24 protein-coding genes and 1 riboswitch are annotated in these 23,675 nt (G+C 52.8%); of the genes, 5 read left to right on the top strand and 19 right to left on the bottom strand.

The genetic code is table 11. From position 1 onward, the window contains the following. Positions 1-109: 109 nt before the first annotated feature. The 9 genes from CIG75_RS04120 to CIG75_RS04075 all read right to left on the bottom strand — a co-directional run bounded on the left by CIG75_RS04120 (position 110) and on the right by CIG75_RS04075 (position 9,577). Positions 110-703, bottom strand: a complete 594-nt coding sequence (locus CIG75_RS04120) for a TetR/AcrR family transcriptional regulator (protein ID WP_094235502.1) — start codon at positions 701-703, stop codon at positions 110-112. A 358-nt stretch (positions 704-1,061) separates the two neighbouring features. Further along, a complete protein-coding gene (locus tag CIG75_RS04110; protein ID WP_094235500.1) occupies positions 1,062-1,607 on the bottom strand; it encodes a YiiX/YebB-like N1pC/P60 family cysteine hydrolase in 546 nt (181 codons plus the stop codon). 181 nt (positions 1,608-1,788) lie between these two features. After that, positions 1,789-2,889 (bottom strand): GGDEF domain-containing protein, encoded by a 1,101-nt coding sequence (locus CIG75_RS04105; RefSeq protein WP_172844407.1) that lies wholly within the window; start codon positions 2,887-2,889, stop codon positions 1,789-1,791. Between the two features lie 105 nt (positions 2,890-2,994). Beyond that, a complete protein-coding gene (locus CIG75_RS04100) occupies positions 2,995-4,029 on the bottom strand; it encodes an LLM class flavin-dependent oxidoreductase (protein ID WP_094235498.1) in 1,035 nt (344 codons plus the stop codon). Positions 4,030-4,043: 14 nt separating this feature from the next. Further along, complete coding sequence (locus CIG75_RS04095; RefSeq protein ID WP_227874349.1) at positions 4,044-5,933, bottom strand: bifunctional homocysteine S-methyltransferase/methylenetetrahydrofolate reductase; 1,890 nt, start codon at positions 5,931-5,933, stop codon at positions 4,044-4,046. 135 nt (positions 5,934-6,068) lie between these two features. Continuing rightward, positions 6,069-6,189: riboswitch (SAM riboswitch) on the bottom strand. A gap of 49 nt (positions 6,190-6,238) precedes the next feature. After that, positions 6,239-6,688, bottom strand: coding sequence for a dual specificity protein phosphatase family protein (locus tag CIG75_RS04090; RefSeq protein ID WP_094235497.1), 450 nt, complete (start codon positions 6,686-6,688; stop codon positions 6,239-6,241). A gap of 3 nt (positions 6,689-6,691) precedes the next feature. Continuing rightward, a complete protein-coding gene (locus CIG75_RS04085; RefSeq protein ID WP_094235496.1) occupies positions 6,692-8,197 on the bottom strand; it encodes an aldehyde dehydrogenase family protein in 1,506 nt (501 codons plus the stop codon). A gap of 75 nt (positions 8,198-8,272) precedes the next feature. Then, entirely contained in the window at positions 8,273-8,818 is a 546-nt protein-coding gene (locus tag CIG75_RS04080; protein WP_227874348.1) for a GNAT family N-acetyltransferase, read from the bottom strand. A 126-nt stretch (positions 8,819-8,944) separates the two neighbouring features. After that, positions 8,945-9,577 (bottom strand): nitroreductase family protein, encoded by a 633-nt coding sequence (locus CIG75_RS04075; RefSeq protein ID WP_094235495.1) that lies wholly within the window; start codon positions 9,575-9,577, stop codon positions 8,945-8,947. Positions 9,578-9,884: 307 nt separating this feature from the next. Between CIG75_RS04075 and CIG75_RS04070 the strand changes: the two genes are divergently transcribed. Both CIG75_RS04070 and CIG75_RS04065 read left to right on the top strand, forming a co-directional pair. Continuing rightward, positions 9,885-11,711: a GAF domain-containing sensor histidine kinase gene (locus tag CIG75_RS04070; protein ID WP_094235494.1), complete on the top strand. Its 1,827-nt coding sequence runs from the start codon at positions 9,885-9,887 to the stop codon at positions 11,709-11,711. Further along, positions 11,686-12,321, top strand: a complete 636-nt coding sequence (locus tag CIG75_RS04065) for a response regulator (protein ID WP_094235493.1) — start codon at positions 11,686-11,688, stop codon at positions 12,319-12,321. The genes CIG75_RS04070 and CIG75_RS04065 overlap by 26 nt, the downstream gene beginning before the upstream one ends. A 292-nt stretch (positions 12,322-12,613) precedes the next feature. Here the strand turns inward: CIG75_RS04065 and CIG75_RS04060 are convergent, their stop codons facing one another. Together CIG75_RS04060 and CIG75_RS04055 are read right to left on the bottom strand one after the other, a co-directional pair. Then, positions 12,614-13,555, bottom strand: coding sequence for a DMT family transporter (locus tag CIG75_RS04060; protein ID WP_094235492.1), 942 nt, complete (start codon positions 13,553-13,555; stop codon positions 12,614-12,616). 2 nt (positions 13,556-13,557) lie between these two features. Next, positions 13,558-13,998, bottom strand: coding sequence for a GNAT family N-acetyltransferase (locus tag CIG75_RS04055; protein ID WP_157729371.1), 441 nt, complete (start codon positions 13,996-13,998; stop codon positions 13,558-13,560). Between the two features lie 85 nt (positions 13,999-14,083). Between CIG75_RS04055 and CIG75_RS04050 the strand changes: the two genes are divergently transcribed. Then, positions 14,084-14,665, top strand: a complete 582-nt coding sequence (locus CIG75_RS04050; RefSeq protein ID WP_094235490.1) for a GNAT family N-acetyltransferase — start codon at positions 14,084-14,086, stop codon at positions 14,663-14,665. A gap of 26 nt (positions 14,666-14,691) precedes the next feature. Here the strand turns inward: CIG75_RS04050 and CIG75_RS04045 are convergent, their stop codons facing one another. From CIG75_RS04045 to CIG75_RS04015, 7 genes are all read right to left on the bottom strand, one after another. Further along, a complete protein-coding gene (locus CIG75_RS04045) occupies positions 14,692-15,315 on the bottom strand; it encodes an NUDIX hydrolase (RefSeq protein ID WP_094235489.1) in 624 nt (207 codons plus the stop codon). After that, entirely contained in the window at positions 15,315-15,815 is a 501-nt protein-coding gene (locus tag CIG75_RS04040) for a GNAT family N-acetyltransferase (protein ID WP_094235488.1), read from the bottom strand. The genes CIG75_RS04045 and CIG75_RS04040 overlap by 1 nt, the downstream gene beginning before the upstream one ends. Positions 15,816-15,970: 155 nt before the next feature. Next, positions 15,971-16,453, bottom strand: a complete 483-nt coding sequence (locus CIG75_RS04035) for a GyrI-like domain-containing protein (RefSeq protein ID WP_094235487.1) — start codon at positions 16,451-16,453, stop codon at positions 15,971-15,973. Positions 16,454-16,787: 334 nt separating this feature from the next. Beyond that, on the bottom strand, positions 16,788-17,636 hold the full coding sequence (locus tag CIG75_RS04030) for a DUF72 domain-containing protein (RefSeq protein ID WP_094238326.1): 849 nt from the start codon (positions 17,634-17,636) through the stop codon (positions 16,788-16,790). A 134-nt stretch (positions 17,637-17,770) separates the two neighbouring features. Continuing rightward, entirely contained in the window at positions 17,771-18,328 is a 558-nt protein-coding gene (locus CIG75_RS04025; RefSeq protein ID WP_094235486.1) for a GNAT family N-acetyltransferase, read from the bottom strand. Positions 18,329-18,364: 36 nt separating this feature from the next. Beyond that, the gene (locus tag CIG75_RS04020) at positions 18,365-20,200 is read right to left on the bottom strand and encodes a DUF4135 domain-containing protein (RefSeq protein ID WP_157729370.1); all 1,836 of its coding nucleotides are present in this window, start codon (positions 20,198-20,200) and stop codon (positions 18,365-18,367) included. Positions 20,201-20,369: 169 nt separating this feature from the next. After that, positions 20,370-21,326 (bottom strand): DNA-3-methyladenine glycosylase family protein, encoded by a 957-nt coding sequence (locus CIG75_RS04015; RefSeq protein ID WP_157729369.1) that lies wholly within the window; start codon positions 21,324-21,326, stop codon positions 20,370-20,372. A gap of 146 nt (positions 21,327-21,472) precedes the next feature. Here CIG75_RS04015 and CIG75_RS04010 point away from each other — a divergent pair, with 146 nt between their 5' ends. Beyond that, positions 21,473-22,093 carry a bifunctional transcriptional activator/DNA repair enzyme AdaA gene (locus CIG75_RS04010; protein WP_094235483.1) on the top strand — a complete coding sequence of 207 codons (621 nt, stop codon included), beginning with the start codon at positions 21,473-21,475 and terminating at the stop codon, positions 22,091-22,093. Further along, a complete protein-coding gene (locus CIG75_RS04005; RefSeq protein WP_094235482.1) occupies positions 22,077-22,625 on the top strand; it encodes a methylated-DNA--[protein]-cysteine S-methyltransferase in 549 nt (182 codons plus the stop codon). The genes CIG75_RS04010 and CIG75_RS04005 overlap by 17 nt, the downstream gene beginning before the upstream one ends. 452 nt (positions 22,626-23,077) lie before the next feature. On the opposite strand, the gene CIG75_RS21670 is transcribed toward CIG75_RS04005, so the two are convergent. Further along, positions 23,078-23,551 carry a hypothetical protein gene (locus CIG75_RS21670; protein ID WP_094235481.1) on the bottom strand — a complete coding sequence of 158 codons (474 nt, stop codon included), beginning with the start codon at positions 23,549-23,551 and terminating at the stop codon, positions 23,078-23,080. Between the last annotated feature and the right edge of the window lie 124 nt (positions 23,552-23,675).

The raw sequence follows: 23,675 nt of genomic DNA, 5'->3' as shown, positions 1-23,675 counted from the left end.
TGCACCAACAAGCAATTGATCCACCAATTGGTCCACTTGTAATATCCAACAGATAAAGCAGAAACCACCTACCCCGCTTGGAGTAGGTGGTTTCTTTTGCTTGCGACCATTAAAATAACAAATCCCGCACCACGATGAACTGCTGAGTAGGATCAACCGTGCCATCGATATGGGATTGCAGGTTATAGCCATCAAAGATCGCGACGATGGTTGTAGCTAGCACCTCGATTGGAAGTCGAGGACGAATCAAATTTTTCGCGGCGAGGTCGTGTAAGAGTTGCGCGATGACTTGACGCCAATTCATATACATCTGAGTCAATCCATCTCTGACTTTTTCCGATCGATTGCTATTGGCGATGAACTCAATAAACATAGGGACCCAGTATTGATCTCGCGCCATCTCAAAAATGTATTGGAAAAGTTCATGTAACAACTGCTCAACATCCTCCGATGGAACGGAACGATTCTGGAAAGATTGAGCAATTCTCTGATGTTGCTCAATCATGCGCTCTTCCATAATCAGAAGGAAGATTTCTTCTTTATTATTGAAGTGTGAGTAATAGCCTCCTTTCGAATAACCTGCCGCTTTTGTGATGTCGTCTATGGTCGTCGCGGTATACCCTTTTTGTGCAAATAATTCAAAGGCAGCTTGCTTTAGTTTCTCGATGGTCTGAGTCGTTCGAATTTCATGTTTTGTCACCATGTTACATGCCCCCTTGTCCCCTACATTGAGCTATCGTGCCATTCTCTTCTTTATTTCATAGATCACTATACCGACCATAATCAGCAAAATTACCACGAACAACCAAGCCGCATATGAGTTTTGCAAAGCGTAGAGCATTTTCTCCCATTCACTTGCTTCTGGCTTGATATTCATGTACGCGCTACCATAGATCCCAGCCACAAAGTAACAGACAGCGCCTGGGATCGCGAGCAAGATAATAGTCAGGACAGAAAACCTCGTTTTCAATCGATCTCCCCCTTAATAGTACCTAATAGAAAATACAGAAAATAAGGAAATAGAGAGCACATCAGCTCTCTTTTTCCTATGGATTCGTATCCTATTGCCAAGTTCCAATCGTATTATAAACACGTGTGAATTGTGTTGTATTGTTATACAAAGTTTGTGGCGTTACCATCCCTCCCGTTGAATTCAAGGTAATACCTGCTCCGTAATAAAAGGACTGCCAGACAAACTTACTGCAGTATGTATTGGTCTTGTCATACAGGTTTGCAGTAATCAAATAATTCATGGAATGTCGGTCAACTTCTGACTGCGCCCAAATAGCAGCAGACGAGCCACCCGACTTCGGGCGAAGAACAGCATAGCGGCTTAACGATGTCCAGCTAGACAAAGGTTTATTTTGCAAACCTCCATCACCATTCGGCCACGCTTCTGCTGTTTTACCATTGTAGACGATCGCTGCATGACCATAGTTGAAGTCCTTCAATCGATTGATGTCTGTTACGATGATGTCCCCATTAATAAAATTAAAAGAACCACCATCTCCTGGAATTGCATCTTGTACTGAACCTGACGCCAATGCACTCGTTGTGAAGATACCCGTCAGCGCTAAGGCCATACCTGTAGTTTTTAGGAAGCTCACCCACAACACCTCTTTTTTAAATTCCAACTAGTCGGTATTTAAAATACTACATGATGAATGATATTAAGTCAATAATACGAAATGAAAAATTTATCCACCCAATCAAATAACAGAAACAAAAATGCCCCTCCTAAGCCACACACAACTTAGAAGGGGCATTTTTTATGAAGGTAGTTTACTTCTACGCCATCACCTGAACTTGATTCCGTCCGGATTTCTTCGCGTGGTAGAGCGCATCGTCAGCCTGTTTGATGAGCTGTTCGGTCGTCATGCCTGTCCCAGCGAGCAATGACACACCGACCGAGACGGTGATGTTGATCTGGCTGTTATCCGGCAAAACAAACGCCCGCTCCTCCACCGCTTTGCGGATTCGTTCCGCCGTTTGGGTCGCATCTTCCAGCGCGCATCCCGGCAGGATCACGCTAAACTCTTCTCCCCCGTTGCGGGAGATCGTATCTACCGCCCGGCAGGTCTCCGCCAAGACTTGGCCCAGTTGAGCGAGGACGGCATCTCCGGCGGGGTGACCGTATGTATCGTTGGTGCGTTTGAAGAAATCGATGTCGATCAAGAGGAGCGCCAACGGTTCGTTCTGCTCCTGCGCCTTATGCACCGAAGCATTGATCACCTTGTCAAAGGAACGCGCATTATGTAAGCCAGTGAGAAAATCGATGCTGGCCGTCTCTTCCAAGTGCGAAAAAGATGTATACACCCTGCGGAGAAAGAGGATCAGAACGCCCGCGATCAGAAAGGCTGACCAAGAGGCGATCCAGTAGCCCGGCATGATAACACTCCAGTAGATCGAATGATCGGCTACAAAATAGTACATGTGCGCCGAAATATAGAGGACTCCAAATAGGTTCGCGAAGAGCCCAATTTGCAGCATGGACAGTTTCGTTTTGCGAAGCAGAAAAGTGAAGGTCAAGATGATAAACAACCCTGCACAGGCCCAAATCGACGCTTCATTGAATGAGTACATCGTCAACCGATAAATCGTGATAATCGAGGCGGCAATGATGGCTGAAAGTGGTCGGCCCCACAGCGCGGTCAGCACCACGGGAATTTGTCGCAAATCGATGATGATCGGAGGCATCTGCACCGAGTAAACCATGAGCAGCACACCGATTCCACCAGCGACCCCACCTGTGATCACTTGGCTCAGCTTGGATGCATGGACGTCAAATGGCTTGTGCCTGCGCACGATCGCCGCAGACCCGGCCAGAAAGATCATCGAGATCATGATACTCATGTTGACAAACAGACTGCTGAGAAACGTGAGACCCAATTTTCGCCCCTCTTTCCTCATTATTTTAAGATTGGATTCATTGTACGATAATTATGCATAAAAAAACACCACCAAATCACCAAGAATCGGCGGTGTTGTCCAGATTTACGATTGGAATCGCGGCATCACATCACGAGCAAAGCGCTCCATCTCCTCCAGCTGTGGAGAGAATTGCAGGAGCAGCAGATTGACGCCCGCTTCCTCATACTCTTTGACGCGTGCGGAGATCTGCTCCGGCGTGCCGACGAGGTTCGGTCGCAACCCGCGGTTGGAAACGCTGTAATCTTGCAGGGTCAGTTTTTGCTCAAGCTGAGACTTGTTCACGAAGTCGCCAAAGCCTGCGTATCCTTTCATCGCATCTTCGCTGACCGTGGTGATCCGCGTAAGCTCCGCTTGTGCTTCTTCTTCCGTGTCGCGGCAGATCACATAGGCGGCCATGCCAAACGATTGGAACGGCTCAAGTCCCGCTTCTGCACGGCGCGCTTTCATATCGTCGATTTTCTTCTTCACTTCCTCCGGCGTACCGCCGTGCATCACGTACGCATCACAGTGCTCCGCGATCAGCTTTTTGCCGCGCTCGCTCTCCCCGCCCGCATACAAAATCGGGTTGGGACGCTGAAGCGGTTTGGGAGACAGTTTGGCGTCTTCGAGGTTGTAGAACCGCCCTTTGTAGGAAAAGGAATCCTGCGTCCACATGCCTTTTAACACGTCCACAAACTCCTGCGTGCGCTCGTAGCGCTCATCATGCTCGGCAAAATGGCCGCCATACTGGCGCGCTTCTTCTGCCCACCACGCCGAGACGATGTTCAACGTGAAGCGACCGCCGGAGATCTGGTCGATGTTCGCCGCCATCTTGGCCGCCACAGCCGGGTTGTGATAGCCTGGGCGGATCGCCGTCATGATCTCGATCTTTTCGGTCACCGCCGCAAGCGCCGCCGCGGTGCTCCACGCTTCCAGCACGTCTTGCTCCGGGCCTTTGATGTCGTTCAGATACAGCTCGGCGATCAACGTCGTGCTGTATCCCCAACGTTCCGCCGCTTGAATCACCGTTTTCGCATAGTCAAAGGTCGGTGGCATGTTTTCATGTTCCACATTGCGCAGCCAGCCCCCAAAGAGCGGCAGCCAAAACCCGAAATTCATTCCCGTCATCTCCCTTAGAAGTTGCTTGCACGCGAACTGACCTGTGTGATTTCACGGACGTGTTTGGTCAGTTCTACCGTCATCTCAAAATAGGAAAACGGCGTGATCAGATAGATTCCATTATAAGATTTGACCGCTTCGTCGAGCAGCTCTTTGCACATCTCGACACCTTCTGCCCGTGCCGCCGCACCCTCAAATTTTTTGATGCGCTCGCGTGACTGTTGCGAGATCTTGATCCCCGGCACTTCGTTATGCAAAAACTCTGCGTTGCGCGTCGAGGTCAGCGGCATGATACCGATGAAGATCGGCACTTTCAGATGCGCCGTCGCTTCTCTGATCGCCAGCATCGTCTCGACATCGTAGACCGGCTGGGTCATGATGTAGTCGGCCCCCGCATCCACTTTGCGCTCTAAGCGGGCCACCGCCGCTTCGAGGTTGCGCACGTGCGGGTTGAACGCCGCGCCGCAGACAAAGCGCGCTTGGTTGTTCATCGGGCGTCCCGAGAAGGCGATGCCTTGGTTGAGCTGTTTGACCATGCGGATCAGATCGAAGGACGACATATCGAACACGGTGCTCGCCCCCGGCAGATCACCGACGCGGGCCGGGTCGCCCGTGATGACGAGAATCTGGTTGATCCCGAGCGCATGCAACCCCATCAGATGCGACTGCTGACCGATCAGATTGCGGTCGCGGCAGGCGACGTGTACGACCGGCTCGATGCCCAACTCGCGCTTGATGATCGAACCCAGCGCCATGTTGCTCATCCTCGTCGTGGCCAGCGAGTTGTCAGCGATGGTGATCGCATCCGCCCCCGCCTTATACAGTTCATGTGCTCCTTCGACGTAACGCTCCACGTTCAGGTCGCGCGGCGAGTCAAATTCGACGATGACCGTGTGGCGTTTCTCCGCGAGCTCGACGATGGTCGGCTGCTCGCTTTGCTGAAAGCGCACCACTTCTCGCTCGAACACTTCGATGCGCGGCGTATGTTCCGGGTTGATGCGAGGCAGCCGTTTCAGCCCGGCCACCGCCCCGGCGATCGCTTGAATGTGCTCAGGAGTCGTGCCACAACAACCGCCGATCAACGAAACGCCCTGTTCCCACAGTTTGATGGCGTTGTCGCCAAAATACTGATAGTTCGGCTTGTAGGCAAACTCTCCGTCGATGATCGCTGGGCGGCCTGCGTTCGGGAAAGCCGACAAGCTAAGTCCTGCTGGCACCACCGCTTTTTCCATCGCCCGCAAAACTTCAGCAGGCCCGAGGCGGCAATTGAGGCCGACCATATCTGCCCCTGCTTCTTTCAATTGATAAAACGCATCGCTGAGCAGATAACCGTCCCGAGTGCGCTCCACGTCGAGCAAAGAGCACTGGGCGATGATCGGCACACCCGATGTAGCGACCAAGGGGCGCACAACATCGAGCGCCAACAGCAGTTCTTCCAGATCGAAAAACGTCTCCAAGATCAAGCCGTCCACACCTTCGTGCAACAGTGCGACTGCCTGTTCTTCAAAAATGTCGCGGAACTCTTCGACATTGCTGGTCATCACGCGGGCCGCCGCGATCGAACCGATGCTGCCGACGACAAAAGCGTCCGCTTCGGCCATTTCCACCGCCTGCCGCGCCAGTTGCACAGCGGCACGGTTGATCCGCGTCGTCTTGCGCTCCAGCCCGTAGCGGGCCAGCGCTTCACGATTCGCCGCATAGGAGTTGGTTTCGATCACTTGCGCACCTGCGTGCAGATAGGCGAGATGAGCCTCGCGCACCCATTCCTGATTTTTCAAACACAGCTCTTCCGTTGAAGAGCCGACCGCATGACCCTGTTGATACAGCCACGTCGCCATCGCACCGTCGCCGATCAACACCTCTGTGCCAATTTTCTGCCGAAACAATTCATGCTGACTGCTCACCCTGTATCCTCCCTTTCCGCTCAGAGTTCTGTCATGGTACTGCGATAACGGAATAAAGTCCCAGCAGATAAAGAAAACGCCTCTTCCTTGGCATTAGAAGAGGCGTTGTATACGCATACGAAAAACTGCGAACCTCTCTTATCTGCCAAACCGCACCTCCTGTGCAGTCTTGCTGGAATTGGCACCTATTGGTAGCATAACGCTACAGGTTGCCGAGGCTTCAAAGGGCCAGTCCCTCCACCTCTCTGGATAAGAGCTTTCAAGTATTTGATTGCAGATAGAATACCACTGCACCTAGCAAACTGTCAACCGTTCGGAATCTGCAAGTAGCGTTGATAATCGGCGAGCAGTTCCCGAAACTGAGCGCGAGGTGCCAGCACCCCACGCCGTTCCCGCGCTTTGGACAGCGCGCTCTGCCACGGCAAACGGTACAGGCGCATCAAAATGGCGGTGAGCAGAAAGCCGAGCCGATTGCGCCCCTCCTCATCGTGCACATAAACGATCCGCCCACACTCCAGCCAATAGACGACCGTTTCCACAGCTTGCACGAGTTCGCTCAGCGCTGGTTTGCTTTTGTCACCCAACCGAAACCAGTACATCGCGATCGGGATCGGGCCGCCTGCGGGGATCTGGTCTTCAGCTTGGCGAACATTCAGGATGGCGCTGACCCCAAGCGTTCGCAGCTTTTGCCAGCCTTGTTGATCGATCCTCCCGCCCCCGTACAGGCGGCCTGGAATGATGGTGTCGTAGTCCACCGCTTAGTTGTAGTTGAGCCAGACGCTCTTGATCTGCGTGTAATTTTCCAGTGCGTATTCGCCCATCTCGCGCCCGATGCCCGACTGCTTAAAACCGCCAAACGGAGAAGCAGCATCAAACATGTTGTAACAGTTGATCCAGACCGAACCTGCTTTCAACTTGTGCGCGACGTTGAATGCGGTGCTCATGTTTTGTGTCCAGACACCCGCTGCGAGGCCATAGGTGGTCAGGTTGGCGCGCTTGATCACATCGTCGATGTCATCGAACGGCATCGCCGCCACAACCGGGCCGAAGATCTCTTCCTGCGCGATCGTCATCTCATCTTGCACATCGTAAAACACGGTCGGACGGACAAAATAGCCGTTCGCCAAGTCGCCATCTGCACGCGCGCCGCCAGTCGCCACCTTCGCGCCTTGCTCGAGGCCCTTTTCGATGTATCCCGTGACGCGATTCAACTGCTCTCCCGTCACGAGCGGCCCCATCGTTGTCTTCGGATCGAGGCCGTTGCCTTGGCGCACTTTTTTGTCCGCATAGGAGACCATGTCGGCCAGCGCATTGTCATAGACGCTCTTGTGGATATAGAGGCGCGAACCTGCCGAGCAGACTTGACCTTGATTGAAGAAAATCGCCTGCATCGCGCCCGGCACAGCACGGGAGAAATCGGCATCCGGGAACACGATGTTCGGGCTTTTGCCGCCGAGTTCCAACGAGACGCGCTTCAAGCTGTCGGCCGCATAATTCATGATCAACTTGCCGACTTCGGTCGATCCGGTAAATGCCACTTTGTCAACGTCCGTATGGGTGGCCAGCGCTTTGCCTGCCGTTTCGCCAAAGCCAGGCACGATGTTGACCACTCCCGGCGGGAATCCGGCCTCCTGAATCAATTTTGCCAAATACAGCGCAGAGAGCGGCGTTTGCTCGGCCGGCTTCAACACGACCGTACATCCCGTAGCCAGCGCGGCACCTAGTTTCCAAGCGGCCATCAACAGCGGGAAGTTCCACGGAATGATCTGCCCGACGACCCCAATCGGCTCGCGGCGAACATAGTTGTGCAGATTCGGTACATTGACGGGGATGACGTCGCCTGTGATTTTCGTCGCCCAGCCCGCATAATAGCGGAAATGTTCCACCGTCAGCGGAACGTCCACATGTTTTGCTTCGCGGATCGGCTTGCCGTTGTCGAGCGTTTCGATCTCCGCAAAAACGTCGGCGTCACGTTCGATCAAATCGGCCAGCGTATAGATCAGGCGAGCGCGATCCTGTGGGAGCATCCGCGACCACGGGCCGTCTTCAAATGCATCGCGGGCCGCCACGACCGCACGGTTGATGTCCTCTTGCTCCGCTTCCGCCACATAGGCTAGAATTTCTCCGGTCGCCGGGTTGTACGTCGGGAAGGTCTTGCCGCTGACAGCTTCGACAAATTGCCCTCCGATAAACAATTTCTTGATCGTCTTCGATTTTACAAAATCCGCCGTTCGCGGATTGAGTTGAAATGCGGTGGTTTCCATGTGATACGCCTCCTCAGTCGGGTAAGTAGTAGAATGTCCCACTCCCAAACTATGAGCAGTCGAACCGATGTATGCCTAGTCGAGGTCGATTCCCATGTAAAGAGAGTCATAAAAGACCCCGTCGATCAAGAAATTCCGGCGTTTCACGCCTTCCTCCGCGAAGCCGAACTTTTGGTACAGCTGGATGGCGTTCCGGTTGTCGGCACGCACTATCAGATTGATCCTGCGGATGATTCCGGTCGATTTCGCCCAGTCGATCAGCAGGGTCATCATCTGCGTGCCCACGCCAAGCCCCCAGAAGCTTTCGCGGACGGTCAGGCCGAACTCGCCAGCATGGCGTACGCGCTGTCTTTGGCCGCCTACAAAATTGAGCACCGAGGCGATCTCCCCATCGATCAGCCCGATCAGAAAAATCTTGTTGTCAGTGAGCGCATGATCTTCGATGATTTCAACTTCCTGCTCGACGGTGGTGGTAAACTCGTCGGCCGTAAAAGGGATGTTCTCGCTTTCGCCTGCAACTCGTTTGATGTAGCGGAGGATCGCAGCCGCATCTTCAGCAACCGCTTGGCGGATGGTGAGCGTGCGGCCGTCTTTCAGCGTCATGGCGCGTGTCATTTCCATGTGGGTAGACTCCTTTTCACGATGTATCCCCACATTATAACGCGCTCGTCAGCGAAAAAGGAGAACAGGCTGTCGAACAAAAAACGACCCGCTCAGCCGAGGAGCAGGTCGTTTTTGACTGTGTTTCTATTCAAAGCGCTCTTTGATCACCAGTTCGGAGAGCGGCAGACGAACGGACGCATGGCCCTCTTCGGTGCCTTTGCCAAGCGTGATGAGCATCGTCGGGAAGAAGCGGGACGGGATGTTCAACTCAGCGACCAGTTGGTCACGGATAAAACCGGCCATCGGGCAGGTGTCGTAGCCGAGCGCTTTTGCAGCCAGCATCAGTTGCATCGCAGCGAACGAAGAGTTGATCAGCGCTGAATCATGCCCGAACTGCGGCGGGCTGTTTTCGTAAGTCGGTTTGATTTGGCCAAGCAGCATGTCGGCGATCTCACGAGTCATCGTGCCAGCTTCCACCGATTGGTTGACGATCATGTCGGCCGCTTTGTCCGCCTCTTTGTCAGCCAAGATCACGATCACAGCCGCTGCATCCACCACTTGCTGTTGGTTGTAAGCGATCGGCAGAATCGCTTGCTTGTTCTCTGGGTTGGTCACAACGAGAAAACGCCAATGTTGCAAGTTCCACGCCGACGGCGCGGACGCCGCCAGTTCCAAGATTTTGTTCAGGTCCTCTTGCGGCATCGTCGGCTCGTATTTGCGAACCGAACGACGAGTAAGCATTGCCTCTTCAGCAGTCAGTTGATGTTGCGTCATCAAAAACACCCCTTGTTCAAAATATGTACTGGAGTTATCATAACAAAGTTACTTCCTTTAGTAAAGTTACAATTCACCCAGTTGTCAACTTGTCCCATGCCCACTATGATAATACAAGATCGGCTTTTTACAAAATTGAGGTGAACGCATGGGGAGACGCCCCCTTTCATTAAATAGTGATCGAACAGCCTTCCGACCAGCACAGGAAGGCTTTTTTGTGCGAACCTTGTAAAGAGGGATTTTTTCTTGTACCTTGAAGTAGTTTAGGCTTTAGTCTTCATCTCTAGCAGCTGCTCAAAATGGAGGACGGATGGAGCTCATACAGAAGTTTCTCAATAAACAATTTTTTTGGATCTGTTTTCTCGGCTCGATCGGAGCCATCTATGCAATGCGTAACGCTACGCTTATGAACATCGACTATTTAATCGTCTTAACGTTTTTCTTGCTGGTGATCGAAGCTTTTCCAATCAAAGTCGGCCGCCTGCTGATCACCTTCTCGTTTTCACTCTTATACGCGATGATCCTCAATACCGGGTATGAAGCAACCGCTCTGATCTCCGCCTCTGTGATGATCGTTGTGCAATCGGTCAATCGAAGATCTTGGAAGGCGATGCTGTTCAATTTGTTCGTCCGCATCAGCGCTGTCGTCGGCTCAGGATGGACGGTCGCGCACTTCTTGCCCTATTTGCCCGGCACAGCGGGCGATTTCTGGTTTGAAATGACTCAGATGCTGACGACTCTGCTGATCTTCTCCTTTTTATCGGTGTTGATCTTCTTTTGGTACAGCCAATCGTTCACCCACAAACACTATCGCAATCTGGTCTTCAAGCTGACGGCGATCGACCTCATTGTCAGTATCGTCTATACCTGGCTGATGATCTACTTGTTGCTGACCACAAACGTTGGTGACCTCGGCTTGCTTGGCTTGGTGTTCTACTTTCTGCCGCTCGGAGCGGTCTCCGTTCTGCTCCATCTCTTTAACAATTTGACCCGTGCCAAGCAAAGTCTGGTCACGCTGTTCGAAGTGTCGAGAAGCATCTCGCAACAGCAGAGCCTGCCGACCGTGCTCGAACAAGTGATCGAACGAGCCACCGAGATGGTCGGCGGTCACTGCGGCGTTCTCTATCTGCTTGAAGAAGGCGAACTGCGGCGCAAAGTCTGTACCTGTGGCAATGAACTGAACCATCAAAAGATCCCTCCTGGTGTCTCGATCGCCTGGGCTGTTGCGCTGAGCGGCAAAGCGGAGCTGGTCCACGACGTTGAACGCGACGTGCGTTTTTGGCCCGGTGAAACGCTGGAAGGCACCCGCACCTTGCTCGTCATGCCGATCATCATCGCCGACAAAGTGGTCGGCGTGATCTCGCTTGGCAAGGGAGACTCCTATTCGTTTGTCTTTGCTGAGCTACAAGTGATGGAGGTCTTCGCCTCACACGCAGCGGTGGCGATGAAAAACGCGCTGTACATGGTGGAGCGGGAAAAACGCCTGCTGGTCGAAGAACGCAACCGTCTAGCCCGTGAAATCCACGATGGGATCGCACAGGATCTGGCCTCCGCCATCTTTCAATTGGAGATGCTAAAGCGCAAAAGTGGGAATGAAGAGATGAGCGACGAAGTGATCAAACTTCAAGAAATGCTGCGCCAGACGGCGACCACCCTGCGCCACTCGATCTACTCCCTACGCCCTGCCCCCTATTTGCACGCCGGGCTGGGGCTGGCGATGCGCTCCTATCTGGAAGAGGTGGAAAAAACGCATGGGCTACGCTTCCAGTTCGATGCGACCGACCTCACGTTGCAAGTGGCGCCCGAGGTGATGAACGCCGTTTATCAGGTGTTTGGAGAGAGTGTGCAAAATGTGATCAAACACGCGCGGGCCACGCAAATCTCGGTACGACTTAGCGTCACACAGGCAAATTTACAACTGATCGTGCGGGATGATGGGATTGGCTTTCATTTCGGACAAGCGATGCTAGAAGCGGTCAATCGCCACTCTTTTGGGATTGAGAACCTGCATTTGCTCGCCGATCAGACGGGCGGCACTTTGGAATACAACACCGCGCCGGGACAGGGGACGGAAATCATGCTTGAAATTCCGCTGAAGGAGGAGCGAATCGATGACGGTACGCATCGTGCTTTGTGATGACCATACCATACTGCGTGACGGCTTGCGCAATCTGCTCAATTCGGAAGATGACATGGAAGTAGTGGGAGAAGCGGCCGACGGGAAACAGGCGATCGAGTTGGTCAATTCGTTACACCCAGACGTGGTGATCATGGACATCAACATGCCGGAGCTTGGCGGCGTGGAAGCGGTGGAACTCTTAACCGCCGAGCATCCACAACTGCGCATCCTGATCCTCACGATGTTCAATCAGGATGAATATCTCTTCCGCACGATCCAGGCCGGCGCTTGCGGCTATCTGCTCAAAGATTCACCGATTACCGAGGTGATCGAAGCGATCCGCACTGTGATACAGGGCGGGTCGGTGCTACACCCCGATCTGACCCACAAACTGCTCGCCTCCTACCGCGAGAAAGAGAATCCGGAATTAGAGAAACTATCCCCACGCGAGCACCAAGTCCTGACCACTTTGGTCAACGGGCTGTCCAATAAAGAGATCGCCGAGGAATTGTTCATCTCCGAGCCCACCGTCAAACTGCACATCTCCAACATCTACCGCAAGCTCGGTGTGAAAACCCGCTCGCAGGCGATCATTCATGCCGTCAAAGAAAAATTGGTGATCATCTAGGCCAGAAATGGATATGAAAAAACCGCCTCCGATACGGAAGCGGTTTTTTTCTCGGGTTATGCCGTCACCCTCAGCAGCGCAGTACCTGCCGCACAACTGGCAGGCGCCTTGGGGACAGCCTATTTCGCGCGGACTTTGTCCTGTCTTTATCGTAACGCAGTACACGTTCGAACGGTAGTAGACGAACGTATAGAAAAAACTGTACCTAAGGATAGTTGACAGCGGGAGTCACTCTGTGTTAGGAACTCCCAGCACCCAACCTTCCATTCTGGCCCGCCTAAGCTCTACCCGATCAGCGCTCCCCAGCGCGACTCGTGCTGATGCGAAACACCACCCACCAGATCAGAGCAAATCCGATCACCTGTGGGATCGTCACCCCTTCTTTCAAGAAGAACCAGTTTAGCAGTACCCCGGTCGCTGGAAAGGCCAGCTCGGCAAGCGTCGCATAGGACGCTTTGGTCGTGGACAGCCCGCGGTAGTAGAGCAACAGGCTGAACAAGCCCGGCAGTAGCGCGAGTAGAGCCAGCGTGCTCAGATACTGCGGATGTAAAGTATTGCTCCACATGGTCGAGAACCCGGTGCTCGACCAGGCGACCATGCCGAACAGAAAGGGGACGGCGAACAGGAAGCGGGCCCCGGTCAACGTCTCAAAACTCATGTTGGCGCGAGTCAGCAAGTAGCGCCCCATCACGGTCGAACCGCCCCAGAGCAAAGCCGCCCCGATCGATAACAGCGACGAGGTCAACTGACCGCCGGAGACGCCAACAAACGGAGCTTGAAAGCCAAACGTCAGCAGGTATGTACCGAAAAGGGCGATCATCAGATGAAAGGCAAATCCTTTGGGCAGATGTTCCTGCAAGATCCAGCGCGCTGTCAGCAGGACGCAGAGCGGCTGTAATTTTTGCAACAGCAACACCACGCTGGGGTGTCCATACTCAAAGCCCATCGTGAACAGGACGGTGGCAAGCCCCGATCCTCCCCACGAAATGAACAGGATGGCACCAAAATGGCGCAGGGACAACCCTTGGAACTGGCGCCTGCCGATCCAGACTGCTGGCACCGCAAAGAGGAGCAACAGCAAGTGTTCCACCAACACGATCTCTGTCGAAGTAAAGGCGCCCATCAGCGGCACGCGCAACAGCGAATCCATCCCCCAGAGCGCAGCCCCGAGCGCGACCAGCAAGACCCCGCTTTGTTGCCAAGCGACAGAAGGTGACGATGTTTTCTGCAACATCCCTACTTCAAGACCATCTGGGAGCTACGCACGGCAAAGCCGAGCGACTCGTACAATTTTTGAGCGGGGTTGCCCGCAAAGACGTTCAAACGAATTTCAGCATACCCTTTGTCGCGCAGGTCGGCGATCGCATGTTGGAGCAACGCTTTGCCGACCCCTTTGCCACGGTGCTCTACAAAGGCATACAGATCATAGATGAACCCGACCTCTTCGCCAGAAAAATAGTCCACGTTGAGCCCAGCGATGATCCAGCCGAGAATCTGTTCGTCCTTCTTAGCGACGAACGCGTATCCGCCCCGCTCCCACACCGCATTCATGATCTCTTTTGCTCGTTCCTCGCGGCCCGTTGCGTCAAATGTCCCCATCGTGCCATCCTGCAACGATTCAACACCATGATCTTTGACAAATTCCAGATCCACTCCGACTGCTCGTACGATCTCCATGTGCATTGCCTCCTCGACTTCTCTTGACAGATATCACCCCGACCATTACAGTAACTGGAAAGAAACTGCAAAAGGGGACTTCCAGATGAAACCAGTCAAATTCCTGCAATCTGAAAAAATCTACCTGCGTCCGTACACCGCTCAGGACACTGCAATCTTCTATGCTTCATTCTATGAACCGACGAGTCGCTATTATACAGGTGCTCAGAACGTCTACACGCTTTCCCAGATTGAAAGCGCGCTCCAAAACTTCGCGGCAGATAAGACCCGCGTGGATCTCTTGATCTGCTCACAAGAAACGGATGAAGCGGTCGGTGAAATCTCGCTGAACAGCATGGACAGCAACAATCGCAGCGGAGGCGTCCGTCTGGCGATCTTCCATCCCGAAAATTACTCCAAAGGGTATGGCAGCGAGGCGCTGACCCTGATCCTCGACTACGGATTCGGCATCCGCAACCTGCATCGGATCGAACTGCACGCCTACTCCTACAACGAGCGGGCCATCCACACTTATGAAAAGGTCGGATTTCGGCGGGAAGGCGTGATGCGTGACGCGTGGTACTTCGACCACCAATGGGTCGATGTGATCGTCATGTCTATCCTCGAAGACGAGTTCCGTACCAAATATAAGCAGAATCGGCTGGAGAATGCAGAAACGACCCGCTAAATCGGGTCGTTTTTCACTGCTTCGCCTCAGTCAAAAACGGCAGCTTTCTGCGGGTCGTCCCGAAACTCGAACATCTGCCGAATCTGATCCGGCGAAACGCGGGAATGCGACAGTTCGGGCAGTTCATCCGGCCCGAACCAGCCTGCTGCCGTCGTTTCCGGCCCTCCGGTCAGACTGCCGCCCGTGATTTCGCAGAGCAGCACGATTGAGTAGATGTGATAGGGATGCGGCACGATCTGATTCTTGCGCTTGTCCCACACACCGATCAGTTTGACCACGCGCCCTTCCAGCCCCGTCTCCTCGCGCAGTTCCTTTAAGCCTGCCTGAGCAGGTGTCAAGCCGATGTCGATCCACCCGCCGGGGACTGACCAGCAGTCATCGAGCAGTTCTCTGACCATCAGCAATTTGCCGTCCTCATTAAACACCACGACCCGCACGTCCACTTTGGGTGTCTGGTATCCCGTTTCGTTGGCGAACAACTCGCTGACCTTTTCCAGCGGTGTGTTGGTGTACTCGGCCATGATCTCCACCGACAGCTCGCGAATTTGCTGGAAGCGCTCGATGTCAAACATGTCCTTCGAATACTCGAGGCCCGCCTGGGCCACCGCTTGCAGCTGCTGCGCCCACTCCAACCATTTCGGTGCGGTCATTACTTGGTTTCCGTGGTGAAGCGCTGGATATAGCCATCGTAATCGCCCGACTGCACGCGCGTCTCTTGATAGTTGTTGTTCGTGTACACGTCGATCGTGCGACGCCAGAACGCGATCGCAGGCTCGTTGTTGTGCAATTCATAGACTTTCCAACGGCCTGGGAAGCGGTTGAATACTTCGATCGCTACCGCTTGTCCAAGCCCTTGACGTCGATATTTCGCCATGATGAAAAACTCATTGATCATCGAGACGTCCACACCTTCATCCACGTCCTTGTTGACGAGCACAAACCCGGCCAACTTACCTTCGACACGGACAAAGTACGCATAGCGCCCCTCTGCTTCGGCCTCCACAAACTCTAACACCGGTCGGAAGTCCCAGCGACCCTGTTCATTGACATCGATGTCTTTATATTGCGAAAAATGGTAGATGTAAAACTCCGCCAGATTGAGCAGTGCTTCTTGCCGTTCGACTGTCACTTTCTCCAATTCAAAACGCAATCTCTACTCCCCCTCGATCATGTAGCAAGCATAGCAATCCGAGTTCACTTTTAGTTCTAGGAAATTGTACTAAAATACGCAAACAATTACCAGAGACAGGAGAAAAATTGTTGCCGCTGGCAAATTGGATTCTTCGCGCGTTGTAAGCGTTTGGTCTATCCTTGTTTCTCGATGATCGGCATGAAAATATCATATTCGTTTTCTGCTCGGTTGGGGTCGTGCTTGGCCGAGTTGTAGCGCTCATCGTACACTTCCAGCCACAGCTCTGCACGATTCGGCTGATAGCCGTTCTCTTCGATCCAGCGATAGAGTCTGGTGTAGGTCGCTTCCACCGCAGTCATCGGGCCGCGGTGCGTGATCTGCACATACGTTTGCGCCGGAATGGTGATGCCCTTCATCCCCTCGGGAAACGTTGTGAAGTCTGCCACTTCGGCTGTGAGGTAGCAGGTGAACTCCGTTTGGCGCCCGTGGCACGGTGAAATGAACGCCTCCGGTGAAACGCGCTCGGAAATCTCCTCAGCGCGGGCCACAAAATCTATCCACAGTGCCGGAATCTCTTTGGCATCTGCGTATGCACCAGACCAAGCGATTCCGACCAACTTCATGCTATTTTTCGTCACAACTTTCGGTTCCATCATGATCGCTCCTTTTCAACTTCAACCGTTTGCCTGTCCGAAGATGCGACCGCTCTAGCGCCAGCCGCCTCCATTTTTATAGGATTCTGTCTTTTAGAGGGAAACCCTTCCATTCCAAAGATCACCACGGGCGGCGCAACGCTCTTTTTACCTACTGGACCCGCAATGGCCCACTAGCACAAGCAAACGTTTTAAACGACGAGACTTTAAGTCACCTTTTGGACAACACAAAAAGACCGCGTGTTCCGCGGTCTGGCTCTGCACTCAGTAGGATGGGCTCCAGATCGTCTACCATAACGGCTGCCTTTCCCAACTGATCATATTAGAAATGCCTGCCTTACAGCATCGAATCGAACAGATTGATCTGCCCGGGCGCTTCCCCTCTATACTCGATGCCAAGTAGCCGCATCAATTCCTTGGCGTTTGGCGCAGCATCTTTGCCCGAGTTGTTGTTAAAAATGACGCAGATCTCCTTCGTGGCCTTCTGCAAAGCGAGCAGGTTTGCTTTCCATTCTGCAAGCTCTTCCATGCTATAGCGATACAGATACCGCACATCCCGCCACGATTCGTCTTCCTTGCCTTCGCCCGACCAGCCGCTCAGATTCCGCCCATGAAAGCGCACCAACGTAAGGTCTGGATGAGTTGCATGCAACACGGTCGGCACCGAGCCCTGGCCCGCCTGCGGTTCATCGCAGATCGAGTGAATCCAGCCTTCCCGCTCCATGAACTGCAACGTCTTGTCGCGCATGCCGACCGCAAACCAGCTCTGATGCCGAAACTCCAATGCCACGGGTAGATCGCCCATCTTGTCTTTGGTGTAGCGCAGGGCATCGACATTGCGGCGGTTGCATTCAAACCACGGCGGGTACTGAAAGAGGACCATTTTTAACTTTTTTGCCGCGATCAATGGGGCCAAGGAGCCGATAAACGCCTCAAACATGGCCGCTGTGTCGGCAAAGGGATGCTTGCCCCGCAGGTGACCAGTCATCCCTTGATACGCTTTGATCACAAAACCAAAATCGGGCGGCGTTTCGTTCGCCCACTTCTCATAATTGCGCATCGGCTGCACCGCGTAGAACGAACTCTCCGATTCGACGATCGGAAAATGGACCGAATACTCGCTGAGTTTTTCTCCGCCGATCACAGCCGCATGATGTTTCCAGCCTGACAAGCCGAACAGCAACAGCACTCACCTCCCAGAGATCATTAGATGAAGTTACGCGGTGGCAGGCCATGTAGCTCATCCATGTGACCTCGGGCTCATCGCTCAATCGAATCATTACATCGTGCAACAGGTTGCCACCAAGCGGACAAGCACTGCTAAAATTCCACGCCTCTCACCTTCGCAAATACGATCGTGTCGCACAGTTCACCTTGCATATCGAAGTGGTCGCGACGCAACACGCCTTCCCGTGTAAAGCCGAGGCGCTCCGCCACTTTGATACTGCGAACATTATCGGGATGGGTGCGGATCTCAATGCGATTCGCATCCAACTTCTGACTTGCGAACTCGGTGATTCCGGCCACCGCCTCTGTGATCAGCCCGCGACCGACACAGGTTGCTCGCACCCAATACCCGATCTCAAACTTGCGCAACTTCCAATCGAGCCGATGCAGCCCGCTACAGCCGATCAGCGCCCCCGTCTCTTTCTCAAACAGATGGAGGCGCAAATCTTCGCGATCATAAAACTGCTGCCGTGCCTTGCGAATGTTGGCCTGCGTCTCCGCCAAAATCGGTTTCTGCTGCGCCCACGGCATCCACGGCTTTAACAGCTCATAGCTCTCACATATCGCCTCATATAGCGGCTGTGCATCCTGATCTTTCGGTGCCCGGATCAACAGTCGCTTCGTTTCAAACTTCTCCGGTACATGGATCATCGCTTCTCCACCCGCTCTCTTCAAACTTTTCGAACGCTAGCTCCCGATCTGTAATTCACGGATTAACTTTTTCACATCGGTTGCCGCCACCCGTCCCACCGCTTTTCGTAACAGCACATCAGGGGCCGCCCATTCGATATGGCTGCCGACTTTTGTATGATGGTAGGTCAATTCGTTCGTCGTCGGCTCGAAATGGAAGATCGGCGTATCTCGAATTTGGAAGTCTTGTAACAGCCCCTTGCCCAAGGTCGCATCACTGCCGCCCTCCATTTGGAACCCTTTCGCCTGCAAACTTTTCACGATCTGACTTTTCATATGGTCGATCATTTTCATATCTGCAGCCATTCCGTTGCGTAGATCATCTTGAAACGAGGCGATCATTTGCGTAAACTCTTGCGTGGCAAGCGGCACCACGCGGATGTTTTTGATGCCGCCGATCCGAGTCAAGATCATTTTGACAATTTCATCTTGTTTGGCTTCTATCACTTGCACAGCATCAGCTACGCCCCATTCAAACGCGGCCAAATAGTTGCATTCGCCCGTCAGGTCGTTCCGCCTGCGCTCACGGATAAAATCTCCAAAGCTATGCAACCTCCGCGCCTTACGATCAGCGTCACTCATACTGTCCCAAGTCGCTTTCTCCGTCGGCGTGACAAAATGATTATTCGTCAGATCATCTCCGGTCGTCGTAAACGATTTCAGCGCACCTTGAATCCCCGTCTCGGCATAACTTTCTGCTTGCCAAAGATACGGCAAAAACGACGTTTCCGCATCGATCACGTTCGGTCCTGCGCTGGTGCTCATCACGTTGTCTTGATGTAAATCATTGGCACCTAGCAGTTTGGAAGCGACCGTAATTTGCCCCATTTTATAATAATGATTCAACACACTTTTTGAATCTTTCACCGTTTCCTGCTTCTGAAATTCTACATAGGAATAGCCCGCCTGCGCGTTTTCGATAAATTTCATCGACGGAAGTAACAGGCGGCCACCGCTTAGCTTGTTCAACGCGGGAAACATCCCCGTGTCATGACCGAGCACCGCTCGATCGGGCGAGACACTTCGCGGTTTATAGACCGCTTTCGAGCCATCTGCCGCTTCGAGGAGACAGACCTGCTGTCCTTGATTGTGAAAATCGGACCCGGTCAGATGAATCCAGGCGAGCGCTCCGCCCAGTCCCAGTTCAGCCTGTAACTGTGCCCAGTCTGCTGTCACTCGACCTATGATCGTGGTCAGGTTCTGCAAGATCGCCCTACTTTGTTCCTGTGCAAACGTGATCGCATAATCGGAGAGGTTGGCCTCATCGAACGGGTCGCTCATCGCAGGCGGATTGAGTGCGTTTTTGATCAGTTCCTTGTTTTTACTGGTCAACGTTTCCTTTGGCATCGCGGCAAAAGTCTGTTCGATCACAGCCAAGATCTGCTTTTGGCGCGCACCCAATGTATCGAGCTCACCTAGGATCGACATTTTGATCAGCTCGTAGTTTTTCGTGCCGTGCTTGGCGATCAGCGTGTCGATTTTCTGATCGAGATACAGATCGATCGTTGCCTGTTTACGAAACCGATACGAATGGTAGTAATAATTTTGCGCCAATTGGGTCAGCTCAGCTGCCAGTTCTTGATGCAGGCCATTTTTGATCTCCTGCTTGGCAGCAGGATCATCGTCTCGTTGAATCGGTGCTTGCATCGAAAGCGGTTGCGCCATGTGCGCTTTCAGAAATTGGGCAGTCGCTCGATTCCCGTACTGGCGTTGCATCTGTAAAAGGTGGCCTTGAGCAGACTGCATTTTCTCGGTGGTCGAGGTCTCGGGGTGTCGCGCATCTGCTCGTTGGTCAGTTCTTTGCGGATGGTTCTGCATTTTAGTTTGATTCATCTGTAGCACCCCATAACCTCCTGAACATAACGTACCCTAACAGATACGACAAACAGCACGATAAACCCTACCTTCGACACTCCAGATGTCGAAAAGCAAACAGGCATGGGATAACCGACTCAGCCTGTTCTGCTCGCTCTCCTTTTTCCCCAATTCCCGTTCACTGCGCTTAGTACAAAAATCGCCAGAGATAAAAGGTGGCGTAGGATTCCCAATTTTTCCAAGGGAGGGCGAATTGCCGAATCTCCTCTTTCGTCGGTTTTTGATCGGTGCCGAGCACATATTTGATCGCATTGTGCAGTCCGACATCATCGATCGGAAACGCGGAAGGTACGTGCAGACAGCGCATCAGGACATAGTTGGCCGTCCACGGTCCGATGCCGCGGATACTGGTCAGCATCTTTTCCGCCTGCTTCTCCTCAGCGCCACTCAAAAGCTCTTTACTCAATCTCCCTGCGACGATCAGTTGGGCGACGCCAATCAGATATTCCGATTTTCGGGTCGTCATCTGCAAGCCTGCCAGATCATGAACCGACAAGGCGGCGATCGCCTGCGGTGTCGGAAACAGCCAATAGTCTGTGCCGTCCCCATGTACTCGACGGCCATACGACTCCACAAGTCGGCGCTTTAAGGTATAGGCAAAAGGTAGGTTGATCTGTTGCCCGATGATTCCCCAACAGATCGCTTCAAAAAAATCGGGAATCCCGATCATCCGCAGCCCATAAAACGACTCGACTGCCCGTTGCAACAGAACATCCGATTGGGCCAACGCATAAAACGGAAGCAAGTCTGTCTCCAAATCGAACCACTCGCTGACATAGCGCGCGACCTCGAGCCGCACCGATTGGCGGGTCGGGGCAGTGCCCGCCAAAAAGCGTATGGTCAACACGCGCTCGTGCTCCATGCTGATTTCCAGAATCGGCGTTTCATCTTCGATCGCGAGGGCGCGATAGATCTTTTGATCTTTGATCTGAAACAAGCATTCGTTTGGAGATTTGGACAGGTATCGCAAATTTTCGGCAAAGCTGTATTCTTTGGGCACACCCAACTTGATCTCTTGCCCATTGTCTTCCCAACAGCCTCCCGCTATGATGGATGGCTCTTGCGCAAGTGGATTCGTTTTCATGTACATCCTCCCGACCTGTATGCAAATCTTACTTTCTTAGTTTTACCATAGCAGAGTTGCCATTCGTTTCGCGATCTTGCTTTTCCATTCGCTCCTGCACACAGCAGCTACGCGACCGATGTATACTGGGGAGGGAGGTGGCCCAGATGAAAGATCCTGATGTCAAGTTGACAGCTGAGTTGCCATTGACAGAAGAACGGTGGCAGGCGATCCTGTGCAACGATGCCTGCTACGATGACAAATTTATCTATGCGGTCAAGACCACCGGAATCTGTTGCCGACCGTCTTGCAAATCCAGACCGCCTAAGCTTGAGAATGTGCGGATCTTTCACAACGTACAAGCCGCGCTGTCAGCGAAATACCGCCCCTGCAAACGGTGCAAACCGAGCGGCCAGCGTTTGCCCGAAGAAGAGTGGGTTGCACAAATAACGCGATACATCGAGACCCATTACGCGGAACCGATCACATTGGAAGCCTTGGCGAATCTGTTTCATGGCAGCCCCTATCATCTGCACCGCACCTTCAAACGGATCACCGGTTCTACCCCAACAGCCTATGTCCAACAGACGAGAATCAACCGAGCGATCGAGCAATTGCTCACCACCGATCGCTCCCTTTCAGATATCGCGTGCACAGTCGGCATCCCCAACACGGCGTATTTTGTCACGTTGTTTAAGAAGATCACAGGTCATACGCCGGCTGCGTATCGCCTGATCAACAGCAATCTCAGCACCGAGGAGGAAACGGATCATGGAAGCGACATCTGATGCAATTGTCTATTGGTCTTTGTTGGTTTACGATCAGTGGCGCCTCTATCTCGCGGCCACCTCGAAAGGGCTCTGCTATGTCGGCTCCTCGCAAAAGCCCTTTGAAGAGTTATCCCGCTTTGTGGCCCGACGAATGCCACAGTACAGGTTGGTGCAGGATGAAGCGATCTTGCAACCTTATGCGGATGAACTGGTCGAGTTCCTTCAAGGGAAACGCCTGCGCCTGGACCAGCCTTTCGATTGTCACGGGACGCCCTTTCAACGCGCCGTCTGGAACGCCTTGTGCGAAATCCCCTACGGACAAACTCGTTCCTATTCGGAGCTAGCAGAACACATCCACAAGCCGTCTGCCGTGCGCGCAGTCGGAACGGCCATCGGTGCCAATCCACTCTTGCTGGCCATCCCCTGTCATCGCGTGATCGGGAAAAATGGTGCGCTGACCGGATACAGAGGCGGCATAGAAATGAAAAAACAATTGCTCCAGTTGGAACACGACGCGTTATCGCACGATCGGTTGGCCTGGCAGGTCTAAGCTATTTGCCAAGCACGCGCCTGCGAGACGAGCAAGTTGCGGTATGTGATGGTGCGATGGCAGCAGCTAGCAACGAAGGCTTCCCGTTCAAGTTGTAAGCGGCAAAGTGATCTCTCCATCAAAAAAGTCCGCCTTGAGAAAGGGGGACTTTTTTCGTGATCAGATAGTGGCCCGTTGAGTGAGGTTGTGGCAAGTGTCGTTTTCATTCATAAACAACGAAGATAACATGCTGTATACGGCACACACTCTGCTCGTTACGTCTTGGTAGGAGTAGGGAAATTTTAAAAAGCTCCTTCCCTTGCACGAGAACACTAAAAAAGACCCCCTCGATAGGCGATCTTTTTCAGTCGTATCTTATTGAATTCGCCACCTTACAGGGATCTGGCAAGTCGCCCACAGCCCCGCTCCTAACCGCCTAGTTTCCACCATAAACTCGTCAAATCATCCAGTCTTTATTGTGCCAGATACTCGATCGGAATCCAGCCTCTGACTCCTGTTTCATGAATTTCAATCATTGCACTTATAAACCCCATGTTGACAACGGTGAAGGCTGTTCCTTTTGTGGCCACCACGACTCGACCATCTACTACCATTCTCATCAAGGCATCCTGATTTTTCGCTACAATATAATCAAACATCTCGTCATAGTTTTTTTTAGTCTCACCGACACCAACGAAAACATCCCGTTTAAGAACTCCATCCTTGCCTGTACCAATACCGGATGATTCGGAAGCCGGCTGCTCCGATTTTGCGGGTTCCGTCTTCTCAGGCTCTGTCCTCTCAGGCTCTGTCTTCGCGGGTTCTGTTTTAGCAGGTTCTGTCTTTGCAGGCTCAGTGTTTGTCGGTGCAGCCTCATCATCACCGCAACTACCAATCATAGCCACAACAAAAATAATCGCAAAAAAATAACCCAACAACTTCATCATTAAAATCCCTCACCTTTGATATAAGTTTCATACTCTACCAATATAACACAATTACTAATATCTGCAAGTTTTCCCTTATAAATCCATTGTAAATCCAGATTCATAGTACACTAAAAAAGACCCC

This window comes from Tumebacillus algifaecis (assembly GCF_002243515.1).
GTDB lineage: Bacteria > Bacillota > Bacilli > Tumebacillales > Tumebacillaceae > Tumebacillus_A > Tumebacillus_A algifaecis.
This window is presented reverse-complemented; position numbering and strand designations above follow the sequence as displayed.